Genomic DNA, 21,257 nt, shown 5'->3' with positions numbered 1-21,257 from the left:
GTACAACGGGTACTGAGGCCAGATCGGCCCCGGCAGCACGAAGGAGGCGACATGATCACGCGTGAGCAGATTCCCAAGGTCATGGGCCATGCGGTGCATGACGCTCAGGGGAAGAAGATCGGCGAAGCCGCCCACCTGTACCTGGACGACGCCACGGGCGAAGTCGAGTGGGTCGCGGTGAAGACCGGTTTCTTCGGCAACAACGAGACATTCGTGCCGACGCGTGCCGCCCGCCTGGTCGAGGACCATCTTGAGGTTCCGTACGAGAAGGACCAGGTCAAGGGCGCGCCCAATGTGGACGTGGACTCGGGCGGACACCTCTCGGCGTCGGAGGAGCAGAACCTCTACCGCTACTACGGCATGGAAGCCAGGTCCGGCGGGTCCGTGGGCCGCGCCGCGAACGGGCAGGGCGCCGGGACCGGCGACGCGAAGGCCGGAGCCGCCGCCGGTACGGCCGGTGCCGCCGGAGTGGCCGCAGGCACCGCCGCTGGCCGTCACGCGCGGACCGCGGACACCGGAGCGCCGAGCACCGACAAGACCGCCGCGGCCCGCGCGGGCGCGCCGGTCGCCTCCACCGGCAAGGACACGCCCGCCATGGCCTCGGGCGCACCGCAGCGCCTCGCCGCGGACGGTCTCGACCCCGAGAGCGAGACCATGATCCGCTCCGAGGAGGAGATGCACGTCCGGGTCGAGCGGGAGACCATCGGCCAGGCGCGGCTCCACAAGGTCGTGGACGTCGAGGAAGTCGAGCAGACGGTGCCGATCCGGCACGAAGAGGTCCACCTCGTCCGTGAGCCCATCGACCCGAAGACCGCCGCGGGCCGTACGGGCGACATCAGCGAGGCCGAACAGGTCGTCACCCTCCACGAGGACAAGGCGATCATCGAGACCGAGGTCGTGCCGAAGGAGCGCGTCCGCATGCGCGTCGACGAGCACGTCGAGCAGAAGACCGTGCACGGCCGGGTCCGCAAGGAGCGGATCGAGACCGACACGAGTCCCGCGACCACCGAGGAGACCAGCGGCTACGAGGGTGAGCAGGGCCGCAAGGACCGCCGCTTCGGTAGCTGAACCGACCTGACGGCCGGTCGAACGGCCTCACCGCACCACGCGAGCGGGCCCCCACCCCTGAATCCCGGGGTGGGGGCCCGCTTCCGTGCCCCCAGGACGCGCCCCGCGAGCCCCTCAGCTCGCGCCGCGCGAGCCCCTCAGCGGCGACCCGGCGCAACGAATCGCCGGTAGTGCCGGACAAGACGCAACGAACAGCGGCAGCAGCCGCAATGATCGCGTCTTGCCGCCGCCGCGCACGGAACCGTACTGTCGAAGGAGTCCCGTACACCCCCTCTGAACAGGCGAAAGAGACTCATGGCACCGTTGCGCGCTGCGCTGTATCAGGGGCCGGGCGGCGTACCCGAGTCGGTGGACGCGGCGCTCGCCGGGTTCGAGGAGGCGGCTCGACGGGCCGCCGAGGGGGGAGCGCGGCTGCTGGTGACGGCCGAGCTGTCGCTGACCGGCTACGCGGTCGGCGACCGCCTCGCGGCGCTGGCCGAGGAGGCCGACGGACCGTCGGCGCGGCGGGTGGCGGAGATCGCCGCCCGGTACGGGATCGCCATCGTCTACGGCTACCCCGAGCGGGACGGTACGGCCGTGCACAACGCGGCGCGGCTGATCGGCCCGGACGGCGCCCCGCTCGCCAACTACCGCAAGACGCACCTGTTCGGGGACTTCGAGCGGTCCGCCTTCACCGCCGGTGACACACCCGTCGTACAGGCCGACGTCGACGGCGTACGGATCGGGCTGCTGATCTGCTACGACGTGGAATTCCCCGAGGCGGTACGGGCGCACGCGCTCGGCGGCACCCAACTCCTCGTCGTGCCGACCGCGTTGATGCGGCCGTACGAATTCGTGCCGCACACCCTCGTCCCGGCCCGCGCGTACGAGAGCCAGCTGCACCTGGCGTACGCCAACCGCTGCGGGGCCGAGGGCGATTACCACTTCGCGGGGCTGAGCTGCCTCGTCGGACCGGACGGCGCGGTGCGCGCGCGGGCCGGGACCGGCGAGGAACTGGTCTTCGCCGATGTGGACCCGGCGCTGATCGACGCCGCCCGCGCGGAGACGCCGTATCTGGCCGACCGCCGCCCGGAGTTGTACCGCGCGCTCGGCTGAGCCCGCGCGCCGGAGTGCCCCGCGAGCGCCCGTAACCCCCCTTTTCCCGCACGCCAGTTCAGCCAGGAGAGCCGCCCATGACGTCCGTGCCCACCGCGGTCCACGACGAGCAGCACGCCGAAGCCCAGGAGCAGCCGCCCGTCACCATGTTCGGGCCTGACTTCCCCTACGCCTACGACGACTTCCTGGCGCACCCCGCGGGCCTCGGCGCGGTGCCGCCCACCGAGCACGGCACGGAGGTCGCGGTCATCGGCGGCGGCCTGTCCGGCATCGTCACCGCGTACGAACTGATGAAGATGGGCCTCAAGCCCGTCGTCTACGAGGCGGACCAGATCGGCGGGCGGCTGCGCACGGTCGGCTTCGACGGCTGCGACCCCGGCCTCACCGCGGAGTTGGGCGCGATGCGCTTCCCGCCCTCGTCCACCGCCTTCCAGCACTACGTGGACCTGGTGGGCCTGGAGACCAAGCCGTTCCCCAACCCGCTCGCGCCCGGCACGCCTTCGACCGTCGTGGACCTCAAGGGCGAGTCGCACTACGCCACCTCGGTGGACGACCTTCCCGAGGTCTACCACCAGGTGATGCACGCCTGGAACGCGTGCCTGGAGGACGGCGCCGACTTCTCCGCGATGCAACGGGCCCTGCGCGAGCGGGACATCCCCGTGATCCGGGAGATCTGGTCGGCACTGGTCGAGAAGCTGGACAACCAGACCTTCTACGGCTTCCTGTGCGACTCCCCGGCCTTCGCGTCCTTCCGGCACCGGGAGATCTTCGGGCAGGTCGGCTTCGGCACCGGCGGCTGGGACACCGACTTCCCCAACTCGATCCTGGAGATCCTGCGGGTCGTCTACACCGGCGCGGACGACGACCACCGCGGGATCGTCGGCGGCTCGCAGCAACTCCCGCTGCGACTGTGGGAACGCGAGCCCGACAAGACCGTGCACTGGCCGAAGGGCACCTCGCTGCGCTCGCTGCACGCAGCCCGCGACGGCCGGCCGCGCCCGGCCGTGACCGGGCTGCACCGCACCGCGGGCAACCGGATCACCGTCACCGACGCGTCGGGGGACATCCGTACGTACCGCGCCGCCGTCTTCACCGCGCAGAGCTGGCTGCTGCTGTCCAAGATCGCCTGCGACGACTCGCTCTTCCCGATCGACCACTGGACGGCGATGGAGCGCACCCACTACATGGAGTCCAGCAAGCTCTTCGTGCCGGTGGACCGGCCGTTCTGGCTGGACAAGGACCCGCGGACCGGCCGCGACCTGATGTCGATGACGCTCACCGACCGGATGACCCGCGGCACGTACCTGCTGGACGACGGACCCGACCGGCCCGCCGCGATCTGCCTGTCGTACACCTGGTGCGACGACAGCCTCAAGTGGCTGCCGCTCAGCGCCCACGAGCGCATGGAGGTCATGCTGAAGTCGCTCGGCGAGATCTACCCGGGCGTCGACATCAGGAGGCACATCATCGGCAATCCGGTGACGGTCTCCTGGGAGAACGAGCCGTACTTCATGGGCGCGTTCAAGGCCAACCTGCCCGGCCACTACCGGTACCAGCGGCGGCTGTTCACCCACTTCATGCAGGACCGGCTGCCCGCCGACAAGCGCGGCATCTTCCTCGCGGGCGACGACATCTCCTGGACCGCGGGCTGGGCCGAGGGCGCTGTGCAGACCGCGCTCAACGCGGTGTGGGGTGTCATGCGGCACCTCGGCGGCGCGACCGACCCGCTGAATCCCGGTCCCGGCGACCGCTACGACGAGATCGCACCGGTGCTGCTGCCGGAGGACTAAGTACCGGACCGGTACGTCAGCTGCGACGGCCCACCGGCGTGAGCAGGCAGCGGCCGATCAGGCCGACGCCCGCGTCCAGGCGGCGCACGCACTCCTCGTACGCGTCCGGCCGGTCGCGCAGCGCCCACAGCAGCCGGGCCGCCGCCCAGGCCGCGTCCCGCGCCCGGTCCAGGCTCCACGAACCCACGACGTGGGTCAGCGGATCGGCGAGTTCGAGCAGGTCGGGGCCGGGCATCAGCTCTTCGCGCACGCGCTCCTCGACGGCGGTCAGGATCTCGCCGACACGGTCGAAGTCGGCGGCCAGGGCGGGGGGTTCACAGCCGGTGGCGCGGCAGGTGTCGACCACCGCCAGGGGAAGGTCGTGGCCGACATGGGCGTTGACGCCCGCCAGCGCGAACTGGAGCGGGTGGATGTCGCGGTGGGCGCGCATACGGAGCAGGGGCCGCCAGGACGCCGGCGCTTGCCTTCCCCCGGCGTCGTCCTCGACGGCCTTGAGGTAGCGGTTCGCGAACCGCACCGCCAACCGGGCCGCCGTCTCGGCGTCCTCGAAACCGTTCGCGGCCAACTGCCGCCCCACCGCGCGTGTCACCTCCACGTACACGGCGTTGAACACGCCCAGTCCGTCGCGGCGGCCCCCCACCCGCCGCATCCGCCCCACCACCGAGGCGATATCCTCGTCCGTCGTCCGCATCCCCCCACCCTCCCGGCCCGCTCCACCCCCGAGCCCGCGGCGCGACCGGTTTCGCCGCCCGCACCACCCGTGCGGATCAGAGTTCGCCGGCGGGCGCGCCTGTGCGGGTGCGGCGCCGGACGCGCCGCTTAGAGGGCGCCCGCCGCGGCGGCGGACCAGACGGTGGGGTGGAGGGGGCGGAAGCCCAGCTCGTGGTGGATGCGGAGGGGGGAGGAGATGCCCTCCCAGGGGTCGGCGAGGGGGCGGTCGGCCATACTGGCAGGCACCTCGGCCCCGTTGATCCAGTGGATGTCGAGGGCGGTGACCGGCGCGTCGTCGGTGATGTTGTAGATCCGCCCGGCCACACCGGGGGCGTACAGGACGCGCAGGAGACCCTGGGCGACATCGGCGTGGTGGACCATGGACATCCGGCGGTGGGCGGGCCAGTCCTGGGCCCACCGCAGCGCCTGCGGCAGGTGCGGATCGCCCTCGCCGTAGACGAAGGAGAGCCGCCCGACGCGCACGTCGACCCCGCTGTCGCGGCCGAGGGCGAGCAGCCCGACCTCGGCCTCGCGCTTGGCGGCGGGATAGGCGCCCCACAGGGAGGCGCCGGGCAGCGTCTCGTCGTCCTCGACGGCCGGTCGGCCGCGGCCCGCGCCGTACACCAAGGTGGTGCTGACCTGCACGAAACGGCCCACGCCCGCGTCGGCGGCGGCGCGGCCGAGGCCGAGCGCGGCGTCGCGGTTGACGGCCCACGCCTCTTCGTCGGGGACACCGCGGAAGGCGGCGGCGATGTTGAGCACGGCGTCGGCGCCCGACACGGCCTCGCGGACGTCGTCGGCGTCACGCAGCTCGCCGACCACCGCCTCCGCGCCGAGCCGGGTGAAGGGCTCCGCGCGCGCCTCGTCGCGTACCAGGACGCGTACGGTGTCGGCGGTCCCCGCCCGTTGCAGCAGGCGGGGTACGAACCGGCGTCCGACCTGTCCCGTCGCGCCGGTGACCAGGATCTTCATGGGGTGCTCCTCGTGGTGCGGACCTGCGGCGGGACCCGGTGTTCCGCCGCTGTCTCCCACCCTGCGCGGCCCGGAGCGCGGGCGGCAGAGACCTCTCTATCCGGGGAGTGGCACTCCCTGGATAGCCGCGCCGCGCGGACGCATGCTGGAAGGGTGAACCGACCCGAGCTCGCCGACTTCCTGCGCCGCTGCCGCACCCGCCTCGCCCCCGCCGACGTGGGCCTGGCCGAGGGGGTCAGGCGCCGCACGCCGGGGCTGCGCCGCGAGGAGGTCGCCCAGCTCGCCGGGATGTCGGCGGATTACTACACGCGGCTCGAACAGTCCCGCGGCCCGCGCCCCTCGCGCCAGATGCTCACCGCACTGGCCCGCGCGCTGCGGCTGACCGCGGACGAGCGGGACCACCTGTTCCACCTGTCGGGGGAGGAGCCGCCGCGCGAGGCGGGCGGCAGCGGGCACGTCAGGCCGGGGCTGCTGCTGGTCCTCGACCGGCTGCACGACACGCCCGCGCAGGTGGTGAGCGACTTCGGCGACGTCCTCGCGCAGAACGCGATGGCCGCGGCCCTGCTCGGCGACGTGTCGGCGCGGCCGCCCGCGCTGCGCAATGTCGTACGGCGGATGTTCACCGACCCCTCCGCCCGCGCGCTGTTCCCCGAGGAGGACCACGAGACGCTGGCCCGTCACCATGTGGCGAATCTGCGCGCCGTGCTCGCGGCCCGCCCCGACGACCCGCGCCCGGCCGCGCTCGTCGCCGAACTGCGGGCGCAGAGCCCGCAGTTCGCCCGGATGTGGGACGACCACGAGGTCGCGGTGCGCCGCTCGGACACCAAGCGCTTCCGCCATCCGGTCGTCGGGGAGCTGGAGTTGGACTGCGAGGTGCTGCTCAGCCCCGAGCACGACCAGCGGCTGATCGTCTACACCGCGCGCCCCGGCAGCGCCGCGTACGAGCGGCTGCGGCTGCTCAAGGTGGTCGGCCTCCAGGACCTGGCCGTCGGCTGAAACGGTCCCCGGACCGTCGTCCCCGGCGCGCCGCGGAATGTGACTGTCACGGCCCAACTCCCTTCGTACGTACGGGCGATGGTGCCTACGTAAGGGGTATGGAGGCGCGCCTGTGCCATGGCGTATTCCCGCGGCATGATTTGCCCCCGGGTATGCCCAACAGTGAGTGAAGGGCCGCTAACGTGAAGACACGGTCCGGCGGGCACGAATCCCCCGTGCGTGCCCGCCGGACCTTCGATTCCCCGGGATTCCCAGGGGCTTCCCGGACGTTCCGGACCGTGCCGCCACCCCGCGTGCCGAGTGCCCCGTCGACGTGTTCGCCTTAAGGGGACGGCCGAGCGGGACCGTACGGCCTCGCCCGGCCGTCCCCGTACCGGATCAGTCGGCCGCGGCGGCGACCCCCGGCGCGGGCGCGGGGGAGGAGCCGGTGACCGTTTTGCCCGCGGCCGGGCGGACGACGCCCGCACCCACCACCAGGCCGAGGGTGAGGACGGTGACCAGCGTGAAGGAGACCGTCAGCGAGGTGGCCCCGGCGATACCGCCGATCGCGGCCGGGGCGACCAGGCCCGAGGTGTACGTGACGGTGGCGACGCCCGCGATGGCCTGGCTCGGATTGGGGCCGCTGCGCCCGGCGGCGGCGAAGCACAGCGGCACGACCACGGATATCCCGATGCCGAGCAGCGCGAAGCCCGCGATGGCGGGCAGCGGCGAGTGCGAGAGCACCACCAGCAGACCGCCGAGGGTGGCGAGCACCCCGCCCGACCGCAGCGTCCGTACCGCGCCCAGCCGCCGTACCGCGAAGTCGCCGAAGAGCCGGGTGACCGCCATCGTGCAGGAGAACGCGGTGTACGCGACCGCCGCGATGCCGGGTGAGGCCCCGGCGACATCGCGCAGGTAGACCGCGCACCAGTCGGAGCTGCCGCCCTCCGCGAACACCCCGCAGAAGCCGATCGCCCCGATCACGAGCGCCGTGCGCGGCGGCAGGGCGAAGCGCGGCGGCGCGGCCTGGTCCGCGTCCGGCCGGATGTCGGGCACCCCGGCGCAGATCAGATAACTCGCCACCAGCAGCGCCGCGGCCATCGCGCCCAGATGAATCCTGCCGTCGAGCCCCGCGTGCGCCGCGGGCACGCCGATCGCCGCGCCCACCAGGGTGCCGACGCTCCACATGCCGTGCAGCCCCGACATGATCGACTTGCCCTTGCGGTGCTCCACCTCGATGCCGATCGCGTTCATGACGACATCCGCCATGCCCGCGCTGGCCCCGAAGGCGAGCAGCGCCAGGCACAGCCACGGCAGGCCCGGCATGACCGCGGGCAGCGCCAGTACGGCCGTCCACATCCCGAGCAGGACGCGCAGCGCGGTACGGGAGCCGAGGCGGTGCATCAGCCGCCCCGCCAGCGGCATCATCAGCGACGAGCCGATCGCGGGACAGGCCAGCGCCAGACCGAGAGCGCCGGGGCTCAGGGACAGATGGTCCTTGATCCACGGGATACGGGTGGCGAAGGTGCCGCTCGCCGCGCCGTGGACGGCGAACGCGATGGCGATGGCCATATGGGCCCGGCGGATCCGGGACGGAGCCGTCTTGTCGTCGGCGGCGGCGGTTTTCATGCGGCGTAAACTATCAGGAAGGCTCCCTGAAAGTTAAGGGGTCATCGGCCGCCAGGAGACCGGGTTGCCGGGCCGACGGCTCTACGGGTTCACGGGCTCGATCAGTCCGCGCTCCCGTCGAGCACCCGCTCCGGGAAGCCGTACGGCGTACGGGCCCACCGCCCCGGTCTGGAAGGATCCCCGCATGACCGTCACCCGCGCGCTTCCGGGCCGCAACGCGTCACCGCGCACCGCCCGCGCCATCAACGACCGCCTCGCCCTGCGCCTCCTCCAGCAGGAAGGCCCGCTCACCGCGGGGCAGTTGAAGGAACTCACCGGAATGTCCCGGCCGAGCGTCGCCGACCTCGTCGAGCGGCTCCAGGACTCCGGACTGATCGAGGTGGTCGGCGAGGCGGGCGAGGACAGACGCGGGCCCAACGCGCGGGTGTACGGCATCGTCGCCGACCGGGCGTACGTCGCCGGACTCGACATCCGCGTCGAGAGCATCGGCGTGGAGATCGCCGACCTCCTCGGCCGCACCGTCGCCCGCGCCGACCTGCACGTGCCGGACGGGGCCGACCCGGCCGGGACCGTGGCCGAGGGCGTGGCCCTGCTGCGCCGCGCCATCCGCACCGCGGGCGCCACCGAACTCCACACCGTCGCCTGCGGCGCGCCCGGCCTCGTCGACCCGGAGACCGGACGGCTGCGCGCCGCCAACGCGCTGCGCTCCTGGCACGCGGACCTGGTCGACGAGATCCGCTCCCGGCTCGGCGTGCCCGTGCTGCTGGAGAACGAGGTCAACCTCGCCGCCGTCGCGGAACAGCGCGTCGGCGCCGCGCGGAACGACGACACCTTCGTCCTGCTCTGGATCGGCGGGGGAGTCGGCGCCGCCGTCGTCCTCGACGGCAAACTGCGCCGCGGCGCGTCGGGCGGAGCCGGCGAGGTCGGCTTCCTCCCGCTGCTCGGCACCCCCGAACTGCCGACCGCCACCGACTGCGACAACGGCTACCACGGGCTGGTCGGCAGCCGCGCCGTCTGCGCGCTCGCCCGCGAGCACGGAATCCCCGTCGGGGGCGCCGACGAGGCCGAGGGGGCCGCGGCGGCCGTCACCGCCGCGCTCGCCGGAGGCGCCGCCACCGAAGGCTTCCTCGCCGAGCTGTCCACGCGGATCGCCGTCGGGGCCGCCGCCATCTGCGCCGTGCTCGACCCCGGACGGGTCGTCCTCGCCGGTGAGGTCGCCCAGGCCGGAGGGGCCGCCCTGGCCGAACGCGTCGCCGAGTGCCTCGGACGCATCTCGCCGCTGCCGACCGTCGTACGGGCCAGCGCCGTGCACGGCGGCGCCGTCCTGCGCGGGGCCGTGGTCACCGCCACCGACGCGGCCCAGGAGGAGCTGTTCGCCCCCGCGGTGTGAGGCAGGGCACACGGACGCCCTGGAGGCCGCGGGGGTGTGCGTGGCACACTGGTGCCGTACCAGTGACGTTTGCGCACTCCGGGGTCGGTGTAATTCCGAACCGGCGGTTACAGTCCGCGACCCGTCCGCAGCCAGCGGCCGGTTGACCAGGTGAAATTCCTGGACCGACGGTGAAAGTCCGGATGGGAGGCAGTGCGCGGCGGGCGTTCACTCGGGTACGCCGCCGTCAGCGGCCCCGCGCGCACAGCGCGAGCGGTCCGCGGCCGTCACCGGCGTACGCGATGGTTCGGTTTCCCCGCTCAGCATCCCAACGCCCCGGAGTCCGTGCCCGAAGAGGCAGGAGGACCCGGTGGCCACCGCCACGGAAACCGACGCGATGCGACGCGCTGTCGCGCTGTCGGCCCGCGCGCTCGGAGACACCGCCCCCAACCCGGTCGTCGGCTGCGTGATCCTCGACGCCGAGGGCGCCCGGGTCGGCGAGGGCTGGCACCAGCGGGCCGGCGGCCCGCACGCGGAAGTGCACGCGCTGTTCGCGGCCGGTGAGCGGGCCAGGGGCGGCACCGCCCTGGTCACGCTCGAACCCTGTAACCACACCGGCCGTACCGGCCCCTGCGCCCAGGCGCTCATCGAGGCCGGGATCGTCCGCGTGGTCTACGCGGTCGCCGACCCCAACCCGTCGGCCTCCGGTGGCGCCGCCACCCTGCGCGCGGCGGGCGTCGAGGTCGAGAGCGGACTCCTGCGGGACGAGGCGGAGGCGGTCAACGTCGCCTGGCTCACCTCGGTCCGCCTCGGCCGCCCGTACGTGCGCTGGAAGTACGCCGCCACCCTCGACGGCCGGATCGCCGCGGCCGACGGTTCGAGCCGCTGGATCAGCTCCGCCGAGTCCCGCGCCGACGTGCACCGGCTGCGCGCGGAGTCCGACGCCGTCGTGGTCGGCTCCGGCACCCTGCGGGCCGACGACCCCCATCTGGCCGTACGCGGTATCGACGGGGTGACCCAGCCGCTGCGCGTCGTGGTCGACACCCGGGCCCGTACCACCGCCGACGCCCGCGTGCTGGACGACGCGGCACCGACCCTCATCGCCGTCGGCGAGGACGCCGACACCTCCCACCTGCCGGGCGTCGACACCGTACGTCTGCCCTACGCCAGGACCGAGGACGGTACGGAGGGCGGCGGCGTCGACGTGGCCGCGCTCCTGGCCGCACTGCACACGCGCGGGGTGCGCTCGGTACTGCTGGAGGGCGGGCCGACACTGGCCGGGGCGTTCGTCGCCGCCGGAGCCGTCGACGCGGTCACCGCGTACCTGGCGCCCGCGCTGCTCGGCGCCGGGCCCAACGCGCTCGGCGACGCAGGAATCACCACCATCGCGCAGACGTTGCGGCTCGACGTGACCGATGTCGCCCGCCTCGGGCCCGACGTGCGCGTCACGGCCGTACCGGCCGTGTCCCACTCCTCCCACTCTCCTCAGGAGCGCTGAAGTGTTCACCGGAATCGTCGAAGAACTGGGTGAGATCACCGGCGTCGAGGACCTGGGCGACGCCAGCCGCTTCCGGGTCCGCGGACCCGTCGTGACCGAAGGCGCCAAACACGGCGACTCCATCGCCGTCAACGGCGTCTGCCTGACCGTGGTCGACTTCGGCGAGGACGACTTCACCGCCGACGTGATGGCCGAGACGCTGAACCGCTCCAGCCTCGGCGCGCTCGGCCCCGGCTCGCGGGTCAACCTGGAGCGTCCGATGGCACTGGGCGGGCGGCTCGGCGGCCACCTCGTCCAGGGCCATGTGGACGGCACCGGCGAGGTCGTCGAGCGCAAGCCCGCCGAGCACTGGGAGATCGTCAAGATCTCGCTCCCCGACGACCTGTCCCGCTATGTGGTCGAGAAGGGCTCCATCACCGTCGACGGCATCAGCCTGACCGTGGTGGAGGCGGGCGCCGACTTCTTCACCGTCAGCCTCATCCCGACCACCCTCGCGCTGACCACGCTCGGCCTCAAGCAGCCCGGCGACCCGGTCAACCTCGAAGTGGACGTCATCGCCAAGTACGTCGAGCGGATGCTGGGCGAGCGCGCGGCCGTCACCGGGCAGGATCCGGAACCGGAGGCCGTGAAGTGAGCGCCCTGCACTGGTTGAACAGCGAGGCATTCACCGCCTTCGACCAGCACGTGATGTGGTCGGACATGATCGGCAATCTGCTCGGTCTCGGCGCGCTGGCGCTGGGCTGGCGGCGCGCGATGCTCACCTGGCCGGTCCAACTGCTCTCCGGTGCCGTGCTGGTGGCCGCCTTCTGGGCCGCGCACCTCGGCGGCGGCGTCGGCAAGCAGTTCGTGGTGATCACCGTCGCCGTGTGGGGCTGGTACCAGTGGCGGCGCGGCCGGGACGGCAGCGGACGGCTCGCGGTCCGCTTCGCCACCTGGCGCGAGCGCGCGGTGCTCGTCGTCGCCACCGGGCTCGGCACCGTGGCCGTCGCCTCGCTCTTCCTCGCCTACCCGTCGCTGTCCTGGAACCCGTGGCCCGACGCGTACATCTTCGTCGGGACGCTGGCGGCGATGGTCGCCCAGGCGCGCGGCTGGGTCGAGTTCTGGTTCGCCTGGCTGGCGGTCGACGCCGTCGGCGTACCGCTCAACTTCCACAGCGGGCTGCCGTTCTCGGGCCTGGTCTACATCATCTACTTCTTCCTGGTGATCGTCGGGATGTACGCCTGGTGGCAGCAGACCAGGGCCGCCGCGGCCACCACCGCTTCCGACGCAGCCGCTTCCGACTCCACCTCGCAGAACACCGTTCCGGAGGGAGTGACGGCATGAACGCCGTGACCGCACTGCACAACGACTGGTACGAGGACGGTGACCTGGTGCTCGACCCGGTCGAACAGGCCATCGCCGACATCGCCGCGGGCCGCCCGGTCGTGGTGGTGGACGACGAGGACCGGGAGAACGAGGGCGACCTCGTCGTGGCCGCGCAGAAGGTCACGCCCGAGATCGTCGCCTTCATGATGACCGAGTGCCGCGGGCTGATCTGCGTACCGCTGGAGGCCCCCGACCTCGACCGGCTCGACCTGCCGCAGATGGTCGACGCCAACACCGAGTCGATGCGCACCGCCTTCACCGTCACGGTCGACGCGAGCGCCGAGCACGGCGTCACCACCGGCATCTCGGCCGCCGACCGGGCCGCCACGATACGGCTGCTGGCCGACCCCGCCTCGCGGGCCACCGACTTCGTCCGGCCGGGACACGTCTTCCCGCTGCGCGCCAGGCCCGGCGGCGTCCTGGTCCGCAACGGCCACACCGAGGCGGGCGTGGACCTGGCCCGGCTCGCCGGACTGCACCCGGCCGCCGCCATCGTGGAGATCGCCCGCGAGGACGGCACGATGGCCCGGCTGCCCGAACTGGTGCCCTTCGCCCGCAAGCACGGTCTGTCGATCATCTCCATCGAGGACCTGATCGCGTACCGCCGCTCGTCGGAGCCCACCGTCCGCCGCGAGGCCGAGACGACGCTGCCCACCGCCTTCGGCGACTTCCGCGCCTTCGGCTACCGCTCCACCACCGACGGCGTCGAGCACATCGCGCTGGTCGCGGGCGACATCGGCGACGGCACCGACGTCCTGGTCCGGGTGCACTCCGAGTGCCTGACCGGTGACGTCTTCGGCTCGCAGCGCTGCGACTGCGGCCCGCAGCTCCAGACCGCGCTGCGCAAGGTCGCCGAGGAGGGCCGGGGCGTGGTGCTGTACCTGCGCGGCCACGAGGGCCGGGGCATCGGCCTGATGTCCAAGCTGCGCGCGTACGAACTCCAGGAGCGCGGCCGGGACACCCTGGACGCCAACCTCGAACTCGGCCTGCCCGCCGACGCACGCGACTACGGCGCCGCCGCGCAGATCCTCACCGACCTCGGGGTCGGCTCGCTGCGGCTGATGACCAACAACCCCGCCAAGACCGGCGCGTTGGTCCGGCACGGCCTCGACGTCCTCGGCAGGGAACCCATGCCGGTCGCCGCCGGGGAGCACAATCTGCGCTATCTGCGGACCAAGCGGGACCGGATGGGTCACGACCTGCCGTGGCTCGACGCGGGCCAGAGCACCACCTGCGCCAACCAGTAGCCCGGCCGGGTCGGCGGGACCGCGCGTCCGAAGCGCGTCCCGACTATGTTCCGAGCATGTCCTGACCACGTCCTGATACGGACGATTGCCATGAGACACCTGATGGCCTTGATACGGGCGATCAGCTTGATACAACCGGCACGACAGCACATCGAGCACCGAGGAGAGAAGTGAGCGGTAAGGGCGCCCCCGAGCTGACCGTGAAGAACTGCGGCGACCTGCGTGTGGCCGTGATCGCGGCGCAGTGGCACACCCAGGTGATGGACGGCCTGGTCGACGGGGCGATGCGCGCCCTGCACGACCTCGGCATCGACGAGCCGACGCTGCTGCGCGTGCCCGGCAGCTTCGAACTGCCCGTGGTCGCCAAGGTGCTGGCCGGCCGCGGCTACGACGCGATCGTGGCGCTCGGCGTCATCATCCGCGGCGGCACCCCGCACTTCGAGTACGTCTCCCACGGCGTCACCGCCGGGCTGACCCAGGTCGCCGTGGACAGCGGCGTGCCCGTCGGCTTCGGCGTCCTCACCTGCGACACCGAGGAGCAGGCGCTGGACCGCGCCGGACTGCCGGGCTCGAATGAGGACAAGGGGCACGAAGCGGTCACCGCGGCCGTCGCCACGGCCACCATCCTGCGCTCGGTCTCCGAACCCTGGCGCTGAGCAGGCGGCGGTTCCCCGTAGGCTAGGGCCCACCATGGCCAACAAGACATTCGAGCAGCTCTTCACCGAGTTGCGGCACAAGGCCGCCACCGGCGACCCCAGCACGTCCCGCACCGCCGAGCTGGTGGGCAAGGGCGTGCACGCGATCGGCAAGAAGGTGGTCGAAGAGGCCGCCGAGGTGTGGATGGCCGCCGAGTACGAGGGTGCCGACGCCACCGCCGAGGAAATCTCCCAACTGCTGTACCACGTTCAGGTGATGATGGTCGCCCGGGGTATCTCCCTCGACGACGTCTACGCCCATCTCTGAGCGCGTACGCGACCCGTACGCGCTCAGAGACAGCCGGCCACCACCCCTGCCACCCGTACCGCTGTCACCCGTACCGCTCCACAGCCCTGCCCACGAGCCGAGACTCTCTTCAGAGAAGGAAACCGTCCTCATGCTGCGCATCGCCGTCCCCAACAAGGGCTCATTGTCCGGACCCGCGGCGGCCATGCTCCATGAGGCCGGTTACCGGCAGCGCAAGGAGTCCAAGGAGCTCGTGCTGGTCGACCGGGACAACGAGGTGGAGTTCTTCTACCTGCGCCCGCGCGACATCGCGATCTACGTCAGCACCGGCCGCCTCGACATCGGCATCACCGGCCGGGACCTGCTGCTGGACTCCGGCGCGGTCGCCGAGGAGATCCTCCAGCTCGGCTTCGCCCGCTCCACCTTCCGCTACGCCGCCGAGCCCGGCACCGCCGACACCGTCCAGGACCTCAACGGCAAGACGGTGGCGACCTCGTACGAGGTCGTCGTCGAGAAGCACCTCGCGGACAACGGCATCGAGGCGTCCGTCGTCCACCTCGACGGCGCCGTCGAGACCGCCATCCAGCTCGGTGTCGCGCACGCCATCGCCGACGTGGTGGAGACCGGCACCTCGCTGCGGAACGCCGGGCTCGAAGCCTTCGGCGAACCCATCATGGAGTCCGAGGCCGTGGTGATCCGGCGCACCGGGGCCGACCCGGACGAGCCCAAGGTCCGGCAGTTCCTGCGCCGCCTCCAGGGCGTCCTGGTCGCCAGGCGCTACGTGATGATGGACTACGACATCCGCGTCGAGCAGGTCGAGAAGGCCGTCGCCCTCACCCCGGGCCTGGAGTCGCCGACCGTCTCCCCGCTGCACCACGAGGGCTGGGTCGCCGTCCGCGCCATGGTCCCGACCAGCGACGCCCAGCGGATCATGGACGAGCTGTACGACCTGGGCGCCCGCGCGATCCTGACCACCGGCATCCACGCCGCGCGGCTGTGACCGGCGCCGAGGACCGTACGCGGGCGGCGCTCGACGGGCTGCCGCGTACCTTCCGACCCGTCGTCACCCGCGTGGTGCTGCTGTCCCTGGGCGCCGCGCTGGTGGTGGCGCTCACCGTCGTCGCGCTGATGATGCCGCACGACGGCGCCGGGCCCTGGAGCACCGGCGACCGGATCACCGTGATCATGATGGGCGTGCTGATCGCCGCGGTGCTCGCGCTGCTCAGCCGCCCCAAGGTGACGGTGACGGCCGACGGCGTGACCGTGGTGAATCTCACGGTGAAGCGGCGGCTGGCGTGGGCCGAGGTGGTGCGGGTCAATCTGCGGCCGGGCGACGCCTGGGTCCACCTCGACCTCGCCGACGGCACGACGCTGCCCGTGATGGGCATCCAGCCCGGTATCGCCAAGGAGCAGGCGCTGCACGACGCCAGGCTGCTGCGCTCGCTGGTGGAGACGCTGGGCGAGGCGCAGGGCACGACGTCCGCCGGCCACTGAGCGCGCGGCGGTGCGCGCCGCGCCACGCGTCCGCGGGCGCTCCGTCCACGGACCGGGCCGCGAGGCGGCCCGCGATCCGACCGTGACCTTTCCGCGAACCCGTCCGCGAACCCGTCCGTGAACCCTTCCGTGAACCCGGCCCCCGCCGTCCTTCGCGGGCGCGGCACCAATGGCTACTCTGGGGGACGAACGGCGCCCACCGCGCTTGCCCCGCACCCCTGGAGCACCGCCCGCGGGGCCCCGACCAACCAAGGAGTGACACTCACACCCCGATGGACGAACCGTCCGGTAGTACCTGCGCCGCCCCTCCCTCCCGGGAATCCGGAGCGGCGGCCTCATGAGCACCTCACTGCTGCTGCTCGCGGCAGCCCTCGTCCTGATCCTTGCCAACGGCTTCTTCGTCGCCGCCGAATTCGGCCTGGTGACCGTGGAGCGCCCCGCGGCCGAACGCGCCGCCGCGGCCGGTGACCGCCGGGCCCGCAGTGTCGTGGCCGCCCTGCGCAAACTCTCCTTCCAGCTCTCCGGCACCCAGCTCGGCATCACCATCACCTCGCTGGTCGTCGGCATGCTGGCGGAACCCGCACTCGCCGACCTGCTGACCGGCCCGCTGACCTCGGCCGGGGTCCCGGACGGCGCCGCCCCCGGCGTCGCCGTCGTCGTCGGCATGATGGTCGCCTCCGCCGTCCAGATGGTGATCGGCGAACTCGTCCCCAAGAACTGGGCGGTCTCCCGCCCGCTGGCCGTCGCCCGTGTGGTGGCCGGACCGCAGCGCGCCTTCTCGCGGGTCTTCCGGCCCGTCATCGAGGTGCTGAACACCGCCGCCAACCGGCTGGTGCGGCTGGTCGGCGTCGAGCCCGCCGACGAGCTGGCGTCCGCCCGCACCCCCACGGAACTGGTCTCCCTGGCCCGGCACTCGGCGCTCGCCGGGACGCTGGAGCAGGACACCGCCGACCTCTTCGTGCGCACCCTGTCGCTCGGCGACCTCATCGCGGAGAACGTGATGACGCCCCGCGTCCGGGTCAGCGCGCTGGAGGACACCGCCACCGCCGCCGACGTGCTCAATCTGACCAGGGCCACCGGCCTGTCCCGCTTCCCGGTCTACCGGGAGCGGCTGGACGACATCATCGGCATGGTCCACCTCAAGGACGCCCTCGCCGTCCCCGCCGAGCGCCGCGACCGCGTCCCCGCGGGGACCATCGCGGTCGCCCCACTGCTCGTCCCGGAGACCCTGCCGGGCCAGCAGCTCCTGGAGCTGCTGCGCAGCCAGCAGCCGATCGCCGTGGTCGTCGACGAGTACGGCGGCACCGCCGGGGTCGTCACGCTGGAGGACATCGTCGAGGAACTGGTCGGCGAGGTGCGCGACGAGCACGACGCCGCCGACCTGCCCGAACTGGCACAGGTCCCGGCCGCCGAGGCCGACGGTCCCGCCTGGGACGCCGACGGAAGCTGCCGGATCGACACCCTGGCCAGAATCGGCCTGCTCGCCCCCGAGGGACCCTACGAGACGGTCGCCGGCCTCGTCGCCGACCTGCTCACCCGGATCCCCGAACCGGGCGACGAGGCCGAACTGCCCGGCTGGCGGCTGCTGGTCCGCGAGGTCACCCACCACCGGGCCGAACGCGTACGGATCGTGCGTACGGATCGCGTCGCGGGGGAGGCGACCTCGTGATGAGCGCTCTCCAACTCCTGTTCGCCGTCCTGCTGGTGCTCGGCAACGGCTTCTTCGTCGGCGCGGAATTCGCCCTGGTCTCGGTCCGCCGCAGCCAGATCGAACCGCTCGCCGCCGAACAGCGCAGGGCCCGTACCGTGCTGTACGGCCTCGAACACCTCCCGCAGATGATGGCCGCCGCCCAGTTCGGCATCACCGTCTGCTCGTTGACCCTCGGCGCGGTCGCGGAACCGACCGTCGCGCACCTGCTGGAACCGATCTTCGAGGCGGTGCGCGTCCCCGAGGACTTCGTGCACCCGATCGGATACGTCCTGGCGCTGGCCGTCGTGGTCTTCCTGCACCTGGTGATCGGCGAGATGGTGCCGAAGAACCTGGCGATGGCCGCGCCGGAGAAGACCGCGCTGTGGCTGAGTCCGGGTCTGGTCGGCTTCGCCAGGGTGTTCCGCCCGGTGATCTCGGTGCTCGGCACCTGCTCCCGGCTGATCCTGCGGGCCTTCGGCGTGGAGCCCAAGGACGAGGTCGACTCCGTGTTCACCAGCGCGCAGCTGACCGTGCTGGTCGAGGACGCCCGGCAGGCCGGGCTGCTCGACATCGACGAGCAGGAACGCCTGGAGGACGCGCTGGAGCTGGGCACCCGTCCGGTCACCGAAGTGCTGCTCACCCCGGCGGAGTTGATCACTCTCGACCCGGCCGCCACCCCGCGGCAGGTCGAGGAGCTGACGGTGCGCACCGGGTACTCGCGGTTCCCGATCGCGGGCGCGGGCGCGGACTTCCTCGGCTACCTCCACGTCAAGGACGTCCTCGACGTGGACGACCTCGACCGGCCCGTGCCGCAGCGGCTCTGGCGGCCGATCACCACCCTGCGGGCCGACCTGCCGCTGGACGACGCGCTCACCGCGATGCGGCGCGCCGCCTCGCACCTGGCCGCCGTCGCCGACGCCTCGGGGCGGGTCCTCGGCCTGGTCGCGCTGGAGGACGTCCTCGAAATGCTCGTCGGCGAGGTGAAGGACCCCGCCCACCGCGCGCCTTCCCCCGCCCGGGAGGTGCCCGTCCCGCACGCCGCGGAGGATTCCGGCGAACTGGTCCGGTAGGCAGTGCCCGGAAGGGGCGTGCGAAGCCGCTGAACACGCGGTCCGCACGCCCCTTCCGGATCTCGTCCCGGCGGCCGGGTGCTACTCGACCGGGTCGGTCGGGGTCGCTCCGGGCCCGCGCCCGGAGAGGACTTCGCCGTACGCCTGCATGAGATCGGGCAGGCGCAGGGTGGACAATTCGTCGCGGCTCGGTGAGGCCGGGTACTCGGACAGCCGCAGGTCCCGGTAGGCGCAGCTCTTCTCGTACAGGGTGCGCAGCAGCCGTCCGTTGCCCAACTCGTCGATCCAGCCCTGGTCCACCACGTGGCCCGCGATGGCCTTCAGCTCCTCCAGCGCCTCCTCGTCCCAGCGGTCGCCGTTCTCCGCGGCGAGGACTTCACCGATCCGGGTGAGTTCCAGCGGCCGGTAGCTGGGGAAGTCGACGCGGGTGGTGAAGCGGGAGCTGAGTCCGGGGTTGGCGGCCAGCAGCCGGTCCATCCCCTCGGGGTAACCCGCGAGGATGACCACGAGCCGGTCGCGGTTGTCCTCGGCGCGCTTGAGCAGCACCTGAAGCGCCTCGTCGCCGTACGCGTCGCCCTTGCTGTAGCCGGAGTTGGACAGCGCGTACGCCTCGTCCACGAAGAGCACGCCGCCGAGCGCGGAGTCGATCAGCTCATTGGCCTTCACCGCGGTCTGGCCGAGGAATTCGCCGACCAGATCGGAGCGTTGGGCCTCCACCAGGTGGTCGCCGCCGAGCAGTCCGAGCGCGTAGAAGACCCGGCCGAGGATGCGGGCGACGGTGGTCTTGCCGGTGCCGGAGGGCCCGGAGAAGACGAAGTGCCGTTTCGGCGGCTGCACCGGCAGGCCCTGCCCGGCCCGCAGCCGGGCCATCCGCAACTGCGCGGACAGCGCCTTGACCTGGCGCTTGACCGGCTCCAGACCGACCATCCTGTCCAGTTCCGCCAGCGCCTGGGTGAGCAGCACCGGGTCGGAGCCGCCCATCGGGACCTGCACCGGCAGCGACCCGCCGAGCGGGGCGGCGGACCGGTCGCGTACGTCGTCGTCCAGCGGGCCCGCGGCCAGCAGCGACTCGTCGGGCTCCGGCCCCGGACCGCGGCCCTCGCCGGGGTCGGCCAGCAGCGCGGATTCCATGTCGGCGCCGCCCTCCGGCATCGCCTGCCCGGTCCCGGCCAGCGATACGGCCGCCAGCCCCACGCCCTCGTCGAGGCCGTCGTCGGTCTCGTGGATCGCGGCCAGCCGGGCGGAGGTGTCCATGAAGGCGGGGTCGACGCGGTGCACCGCCCGGTAGAGCGGCACGGCCGCCGCCGTACGCCCGGTGCCCTCGTACGCGCGGGCCAGCCAGTAGCGCAACTCCTTGCGCTGCGGCTGCTCGCTGCGGCAGCGCATCAAGGCGGCGGCCAGCAGCGGCTCGGCCTGGCCGCACATCTCCAGCCTGACCCTGGCCATGCCGCCGAACAGCCCGGCCTCGATGCCGAGTACGGGATCGCCCAGCAGCGGCTCGGTGTGCCGGACCAGCCGCTCCCAGTCCTTGACGAGATAGGCGCGGCAGGCGTGCAGGAAGCGGACCTGCGGGTCGGTGTCGACCGGCGGGCAGTCCGCCAGGGCCCGGTCCAGCTCGGCGACATGGCGGCCGTCCAGCCAGTGCGAGGCGTGCGCCAGCAGCAGGTCGCGGCTGGTCTCGAGCACCGGCTGCACCCACCAGCCCAGCCAGTACCAGGAGTTGAGGGTCCTGCGGTGGGCGGCCCGCTGCTCGCCGAAGCGGTCGCGGTGCCGGTACATCTGGAGCAGCGCGGTGGCGGTGTCGGCGCGCAGCGCGTGCAGCCCGAGCCAGGCGTCCGCCATGCCGGGGTCGATCCGGACCGCGGTCCTGAACTCCTCCTCGGCCTGGACGTAGGCGCCCATCGTGTACGCGTCGACGCCGCGCAGCCAGGCGAGATCGGCCGGGGCGCCCGGACGCTCGGTGCCGAAGTCCATCAAGTCCCCACCAATCGTTCCCCCGCGCCGCACTGTCGCCCGCTGTCCCAACCCGTGCGCACCGGGCGGGAGTTGGGACAGGCGACAGTCCACCCCCGGCTGCCGGTCCGCCCTTTTCGCATCGTACCCGCGATGTCCCGCGGGCCGTAGGGTGCCGTGACCTGCGGGACAGCGGGAATCCGCGCGAGCGCGGGGAACTCGGCCCCGACGTACGGCCGTCGGGCGGTGACCGTGAGTGAGAAAAACCGGCTCTCGACGGGCCGATTCCGGCCCGGAGACAGGGCAGAGCCCCCGGTCACGGGGGAACAACCGGGGGCTCCGCGTCTTGTCAACGGCCGCCTCCGGCCGCTTGTTGAAAACGTAAGTGC

At 72.6% G+C, this 21,257-nt stretch carries 19 protein-coding genes and 1 riboswitch; of the genes, 15 read left to right on the top strand and 4 right to left on the bottom strand.

Going from position 1 to position 21,257, the window contains the following annotated elements:
* Positions 1 to 51: 51 nt before the first annotated feature.
* From ACFY9V_RS10590 to ACFY9V_RS10580, 3 genes are all read left to right on the top strand, one after another.
* Positions 52 to 1,068, top strand: coding sequence for a PRC and DUF2382 domain-containing protein (locus ACFY9V_RS10590; protein WP_355347058.1), 1,017 nt, complete (start codon positions 52 to 54; stop codon positions 1,066 to 1,068).
* Between the two features lie 294 nt (positions 1,069 to 1,362).
* Positions 1,363 to 2,163, top strand: a complete 801-nt coding sequence (locus ACFY9V_RS10585) for a carbon-nitrogen hydrolase family protein (RefSeq protein WP_355347061.1) — start codon at positions 1,363 to 1,365, stop codon at positions 2,161 to 2,163.
* 77 nt (positions 2,164 to 2,240) lie between these two features.
* Entirely contained in the window at positions 2,241 to 3,953 is a 1,713-nt protein-coding gene (locus ACFY9V_RS10580) for an FAD-dependent oxidoreductase (protein WP_391050599.1), read from the top strand.
* Positions 3,954 to 3,969: 16 nt separating this feature from the next.
* On the opposite strand, the gene ACFY9V_RS10575 is transcribed toward ACFY9V_RS10580, so the two are convergent.
* Together ACFY9V_RS10575 and ACFY9V_RS10570 are read right to left on the bottom strand one after the other, a co-directional pair.
* Entirely contained in the window at positions 3,970 to 4,644 is a 675-nt protein-coding gene (locus tag ACFY9V_RS10575) for a DUF5995 family protein (protein WP_391160756.1), read from the bottom strand.
* 128 nt (positions 4,645 to 4,772) lie between these two features.
* Positions 4,773 to 5,636: an NAD-dependent epimerase/dehydratase family protein gene (locus ACFY9V_RS10570; RefSeq protein ID WP_391160753.1), complete on the bottom strand. Its 864-nt coding sequence runs from the start codon at positions 5,634 to 5,636 to the stop codon at positions 4,773 to 4,775.
* Between the two features lie 153 nt (positions 5,637 to 5,789).
* On the opposite strand from ACFY9V_RS10570, the gene ACFY9V_RS10565 reads away from it, so the two are divergent.
* The gene (locus ACFY9V_RS10565) at positions 5,790 to 6,632 is read left to right on the top strand and encodes a helix-turn-helix transcriptional regulator (protein WP_355347073.1); all 843 of its coding nucleotides are present in this window, start codon (positions 5,790 to 5,792) and stop codon (positions 6,630 to 6,632) included.
* Between the two features lie 378 nt (positions 6,633 to 7,010).
* Here the strand turns inward: ACFY9V_RS10565 and ACFY9V_RS10560 are convergent, their stop codons facing one another.
* Positions 7,011 to 8,240, bottom strand: a complete 1,230-nt coding sequence (locus tag ACFY9V_RS10560) for an MFS transporter (RefSeq protein ID WP_391160751.1) — start codon at positions 8,238 to 8,240, stop codon at positions 7,011 to 7,013.
* A gap of 184 nt (positions 8,241 to 8,424) precedes the next feature.
* Between ACFY9V_RS10560 and ACFY9V_RS10555 the strand changes: the two genes are divergently transcribed.
* From ACFY9V_RS10555 to ACFY9V_RS10505, 11 genes are all read left to right on the top strand, one after another.
* Positions 8,425 to 9,630 carry an ROK family transcriptional regulator gene (locus ACFY9V_RS10555; RefSeq protein ID WP_355347079.1) on the top strand — a complete coding sequence of 402 codons (1,206 nt, stop codon included), beginning with the start codon at positions 8,425 to 8,427 and terminating at the stop codon, positions 9,628 to 9,630.
* A gap of 69 nt (positions 9,631 to 9,699) precedes the next feature.
* Positions 9,700 to 9,830, top strand: a riboswitch (FMN riboswitch).
* Positions 9,831 to 9,979: 149 nt separating this feature from the next.
* A complete protein-coding gene (ribD, locus tag ACFY9V_RS10550; protein ID WP_391160749.1) occupies positions 9,980 to 11,107 on the top strand; it encodes a bifunctional diaminohydroxyphosphoribosylaminopyrimidine deaminase/5-amino-6-(5-phosphoribosylamino)uracil reductase RibD in 1,128 nt (375 codons plus the stop codon).
* 1 nt (position 11,108) lies between these two features.
* Positions 11,109 to 11,741, top strand: coding sequence for a riboflavin synthase (locus ACFY9V_RS10545; protein WP_355347085.1), 633 nt, complete (start codon positions 11,109 to 11,111; stop codon positions 11,739 to 11,741).
* Positions 11,738 to 12,430 (top strand): nicotinamide riboside transporter PnuC, encoded by a 693-nt coding sequence (locus ACFY9V_RS10540; protein ID WP_188279813.1) that lies wholly within the window; start codon positions 11,738 to 11,740, stop codon positions 12,428 to 12,430. The genes ACFY9V_RS10545 and ACFY9V_RS10540 overlap by 4 nt, the downstream gene beginning before the upstream one ends.
* Positions 12,427 to 13,719 carry a bifunctional 3,4-dihydroxy-2-butanone-4-phosphate synthase/GTP cyclohydrolase II gene (locus ACFY9V_RS10535; protein ID WP_391160747.1) on the top strand — a complete coding sequence of 431 codons (1,293 nt, stop codon included), beginning with the start codon at positions 12,427 to 12,429 and terminating at the stop codon, positions 13,717 to 13,719. Before ACFY9V_RS10540 ends, ACFY9V_RS10535 begins: the two co-directional genes overlap by 4 nt.
* 170 nt (positions 13,720 to 13,889) lie before the next feature.
* Positions 13,890 to 14,375, top strand: a complete 486-nt coding sequence (ribH, locus tag ACFY9V_RS10530; RefSeq protein WP_188279812.1) for a 6,7-dimethyl-8-ribityllumazine synthase — start codon at positions 13,890 to 13,892, stop codon at positions 14,373 to 14,375.
* Between the two features lie 34 nt (positions 14,376 to 14,409).
* Positions 14,410 to 14,682 carry a phosphoribosyl-ATP diphosphatase gene (locus ACFY9V_RS10525; RefSeq protein ID WP_188279811.1) on the top strand — a complete coding sequence of 91 codons (273 nt, stop codon included), beginning with the start codon at positions 14,410 to 14,412 and terminating at the stop codon, positions 14,680 to 14,682.
* A 130-nt stretch (positions 14,683 to 14,812) separates the two neighbouring features.
* Positions 14,813 to 15,661 carry an ATP phosphoribosyltransferase gene (gene hisG / locus ACFY9V_RS10520; protein WP_355347093.1) on the top strand — a complete coding sequence of 283 codons (849 nt, stop codon included), beginning with the start codon at positions 14,813 to 14,815 and terminating at the stop codon, positions 15,659 to 15,661.
* Entirely contained in the window at positions 15,658 to 16,155 is a 498-nt protein-coding gene (locus tag ACFY9V_RS10515) for a PH domain-containing protein (RefSeq protein ID WP_355347096.1), read from the top strand. Before hisG ends, ACFY9V_RS10515 begins: the two co-directional genes overlap by 4 nt.
* Before the next feature lie 337 nt (positions 16,156 to 16,492).
* A complete protein-coding gene (locus tag ACFY9V_RS10510) occupies positions 16,493 to 17,824 on the top strand; it encodes a hemolysin family protein (protein ID WP_355347099.1) in 1,332 nt (443 codons plus the stop codon).
* Positions 17,824 to 18,915, top strand: coding sequence for a hemolysin family protein (locus ACFY9V_RS10505; protein WP_355347102.1), 1,092 nt, complete (start codon positions 17,824 to 17,826; stop codon positions 18,913 to 18,915). Before ACFY9V_RS10510 ends, ACFY9V_RS10505 begins: the two co-directional genes overlap by 1 nt.
* Positions 18,916 to 18,996: 81 nt before the next feature.
* Here ACFY9V_RS10505 and ACFY9V_RS10500 read toward each other — a convergent pair whose 3' ends face one another.
* Positions 18,997 to 20,889, bottom strand: a complete 1,893-nt coding sequence (locus ACFY9V_RS10500; RefSeq protein WP_391160744.1) for an AAA family ATPase — start codon at positions 20,887 to 20,889, stop codon at positions 18,997 to 18,999.
* Positions 20,890 to 21,257: the final 368 nt, after the last annotated feature.

This window comes from Streptomyces sp. NPDC008317, assembly GCF_042955955.1.
Lineage (GTDB): Bacteria > Actinomycetota > Actinomycetes > Streptomycetales > Streptomycetaceae > Actinacidiphila.
This window is presented reverse-complemented; position numbering and strand designations above follow the sequence as displayed.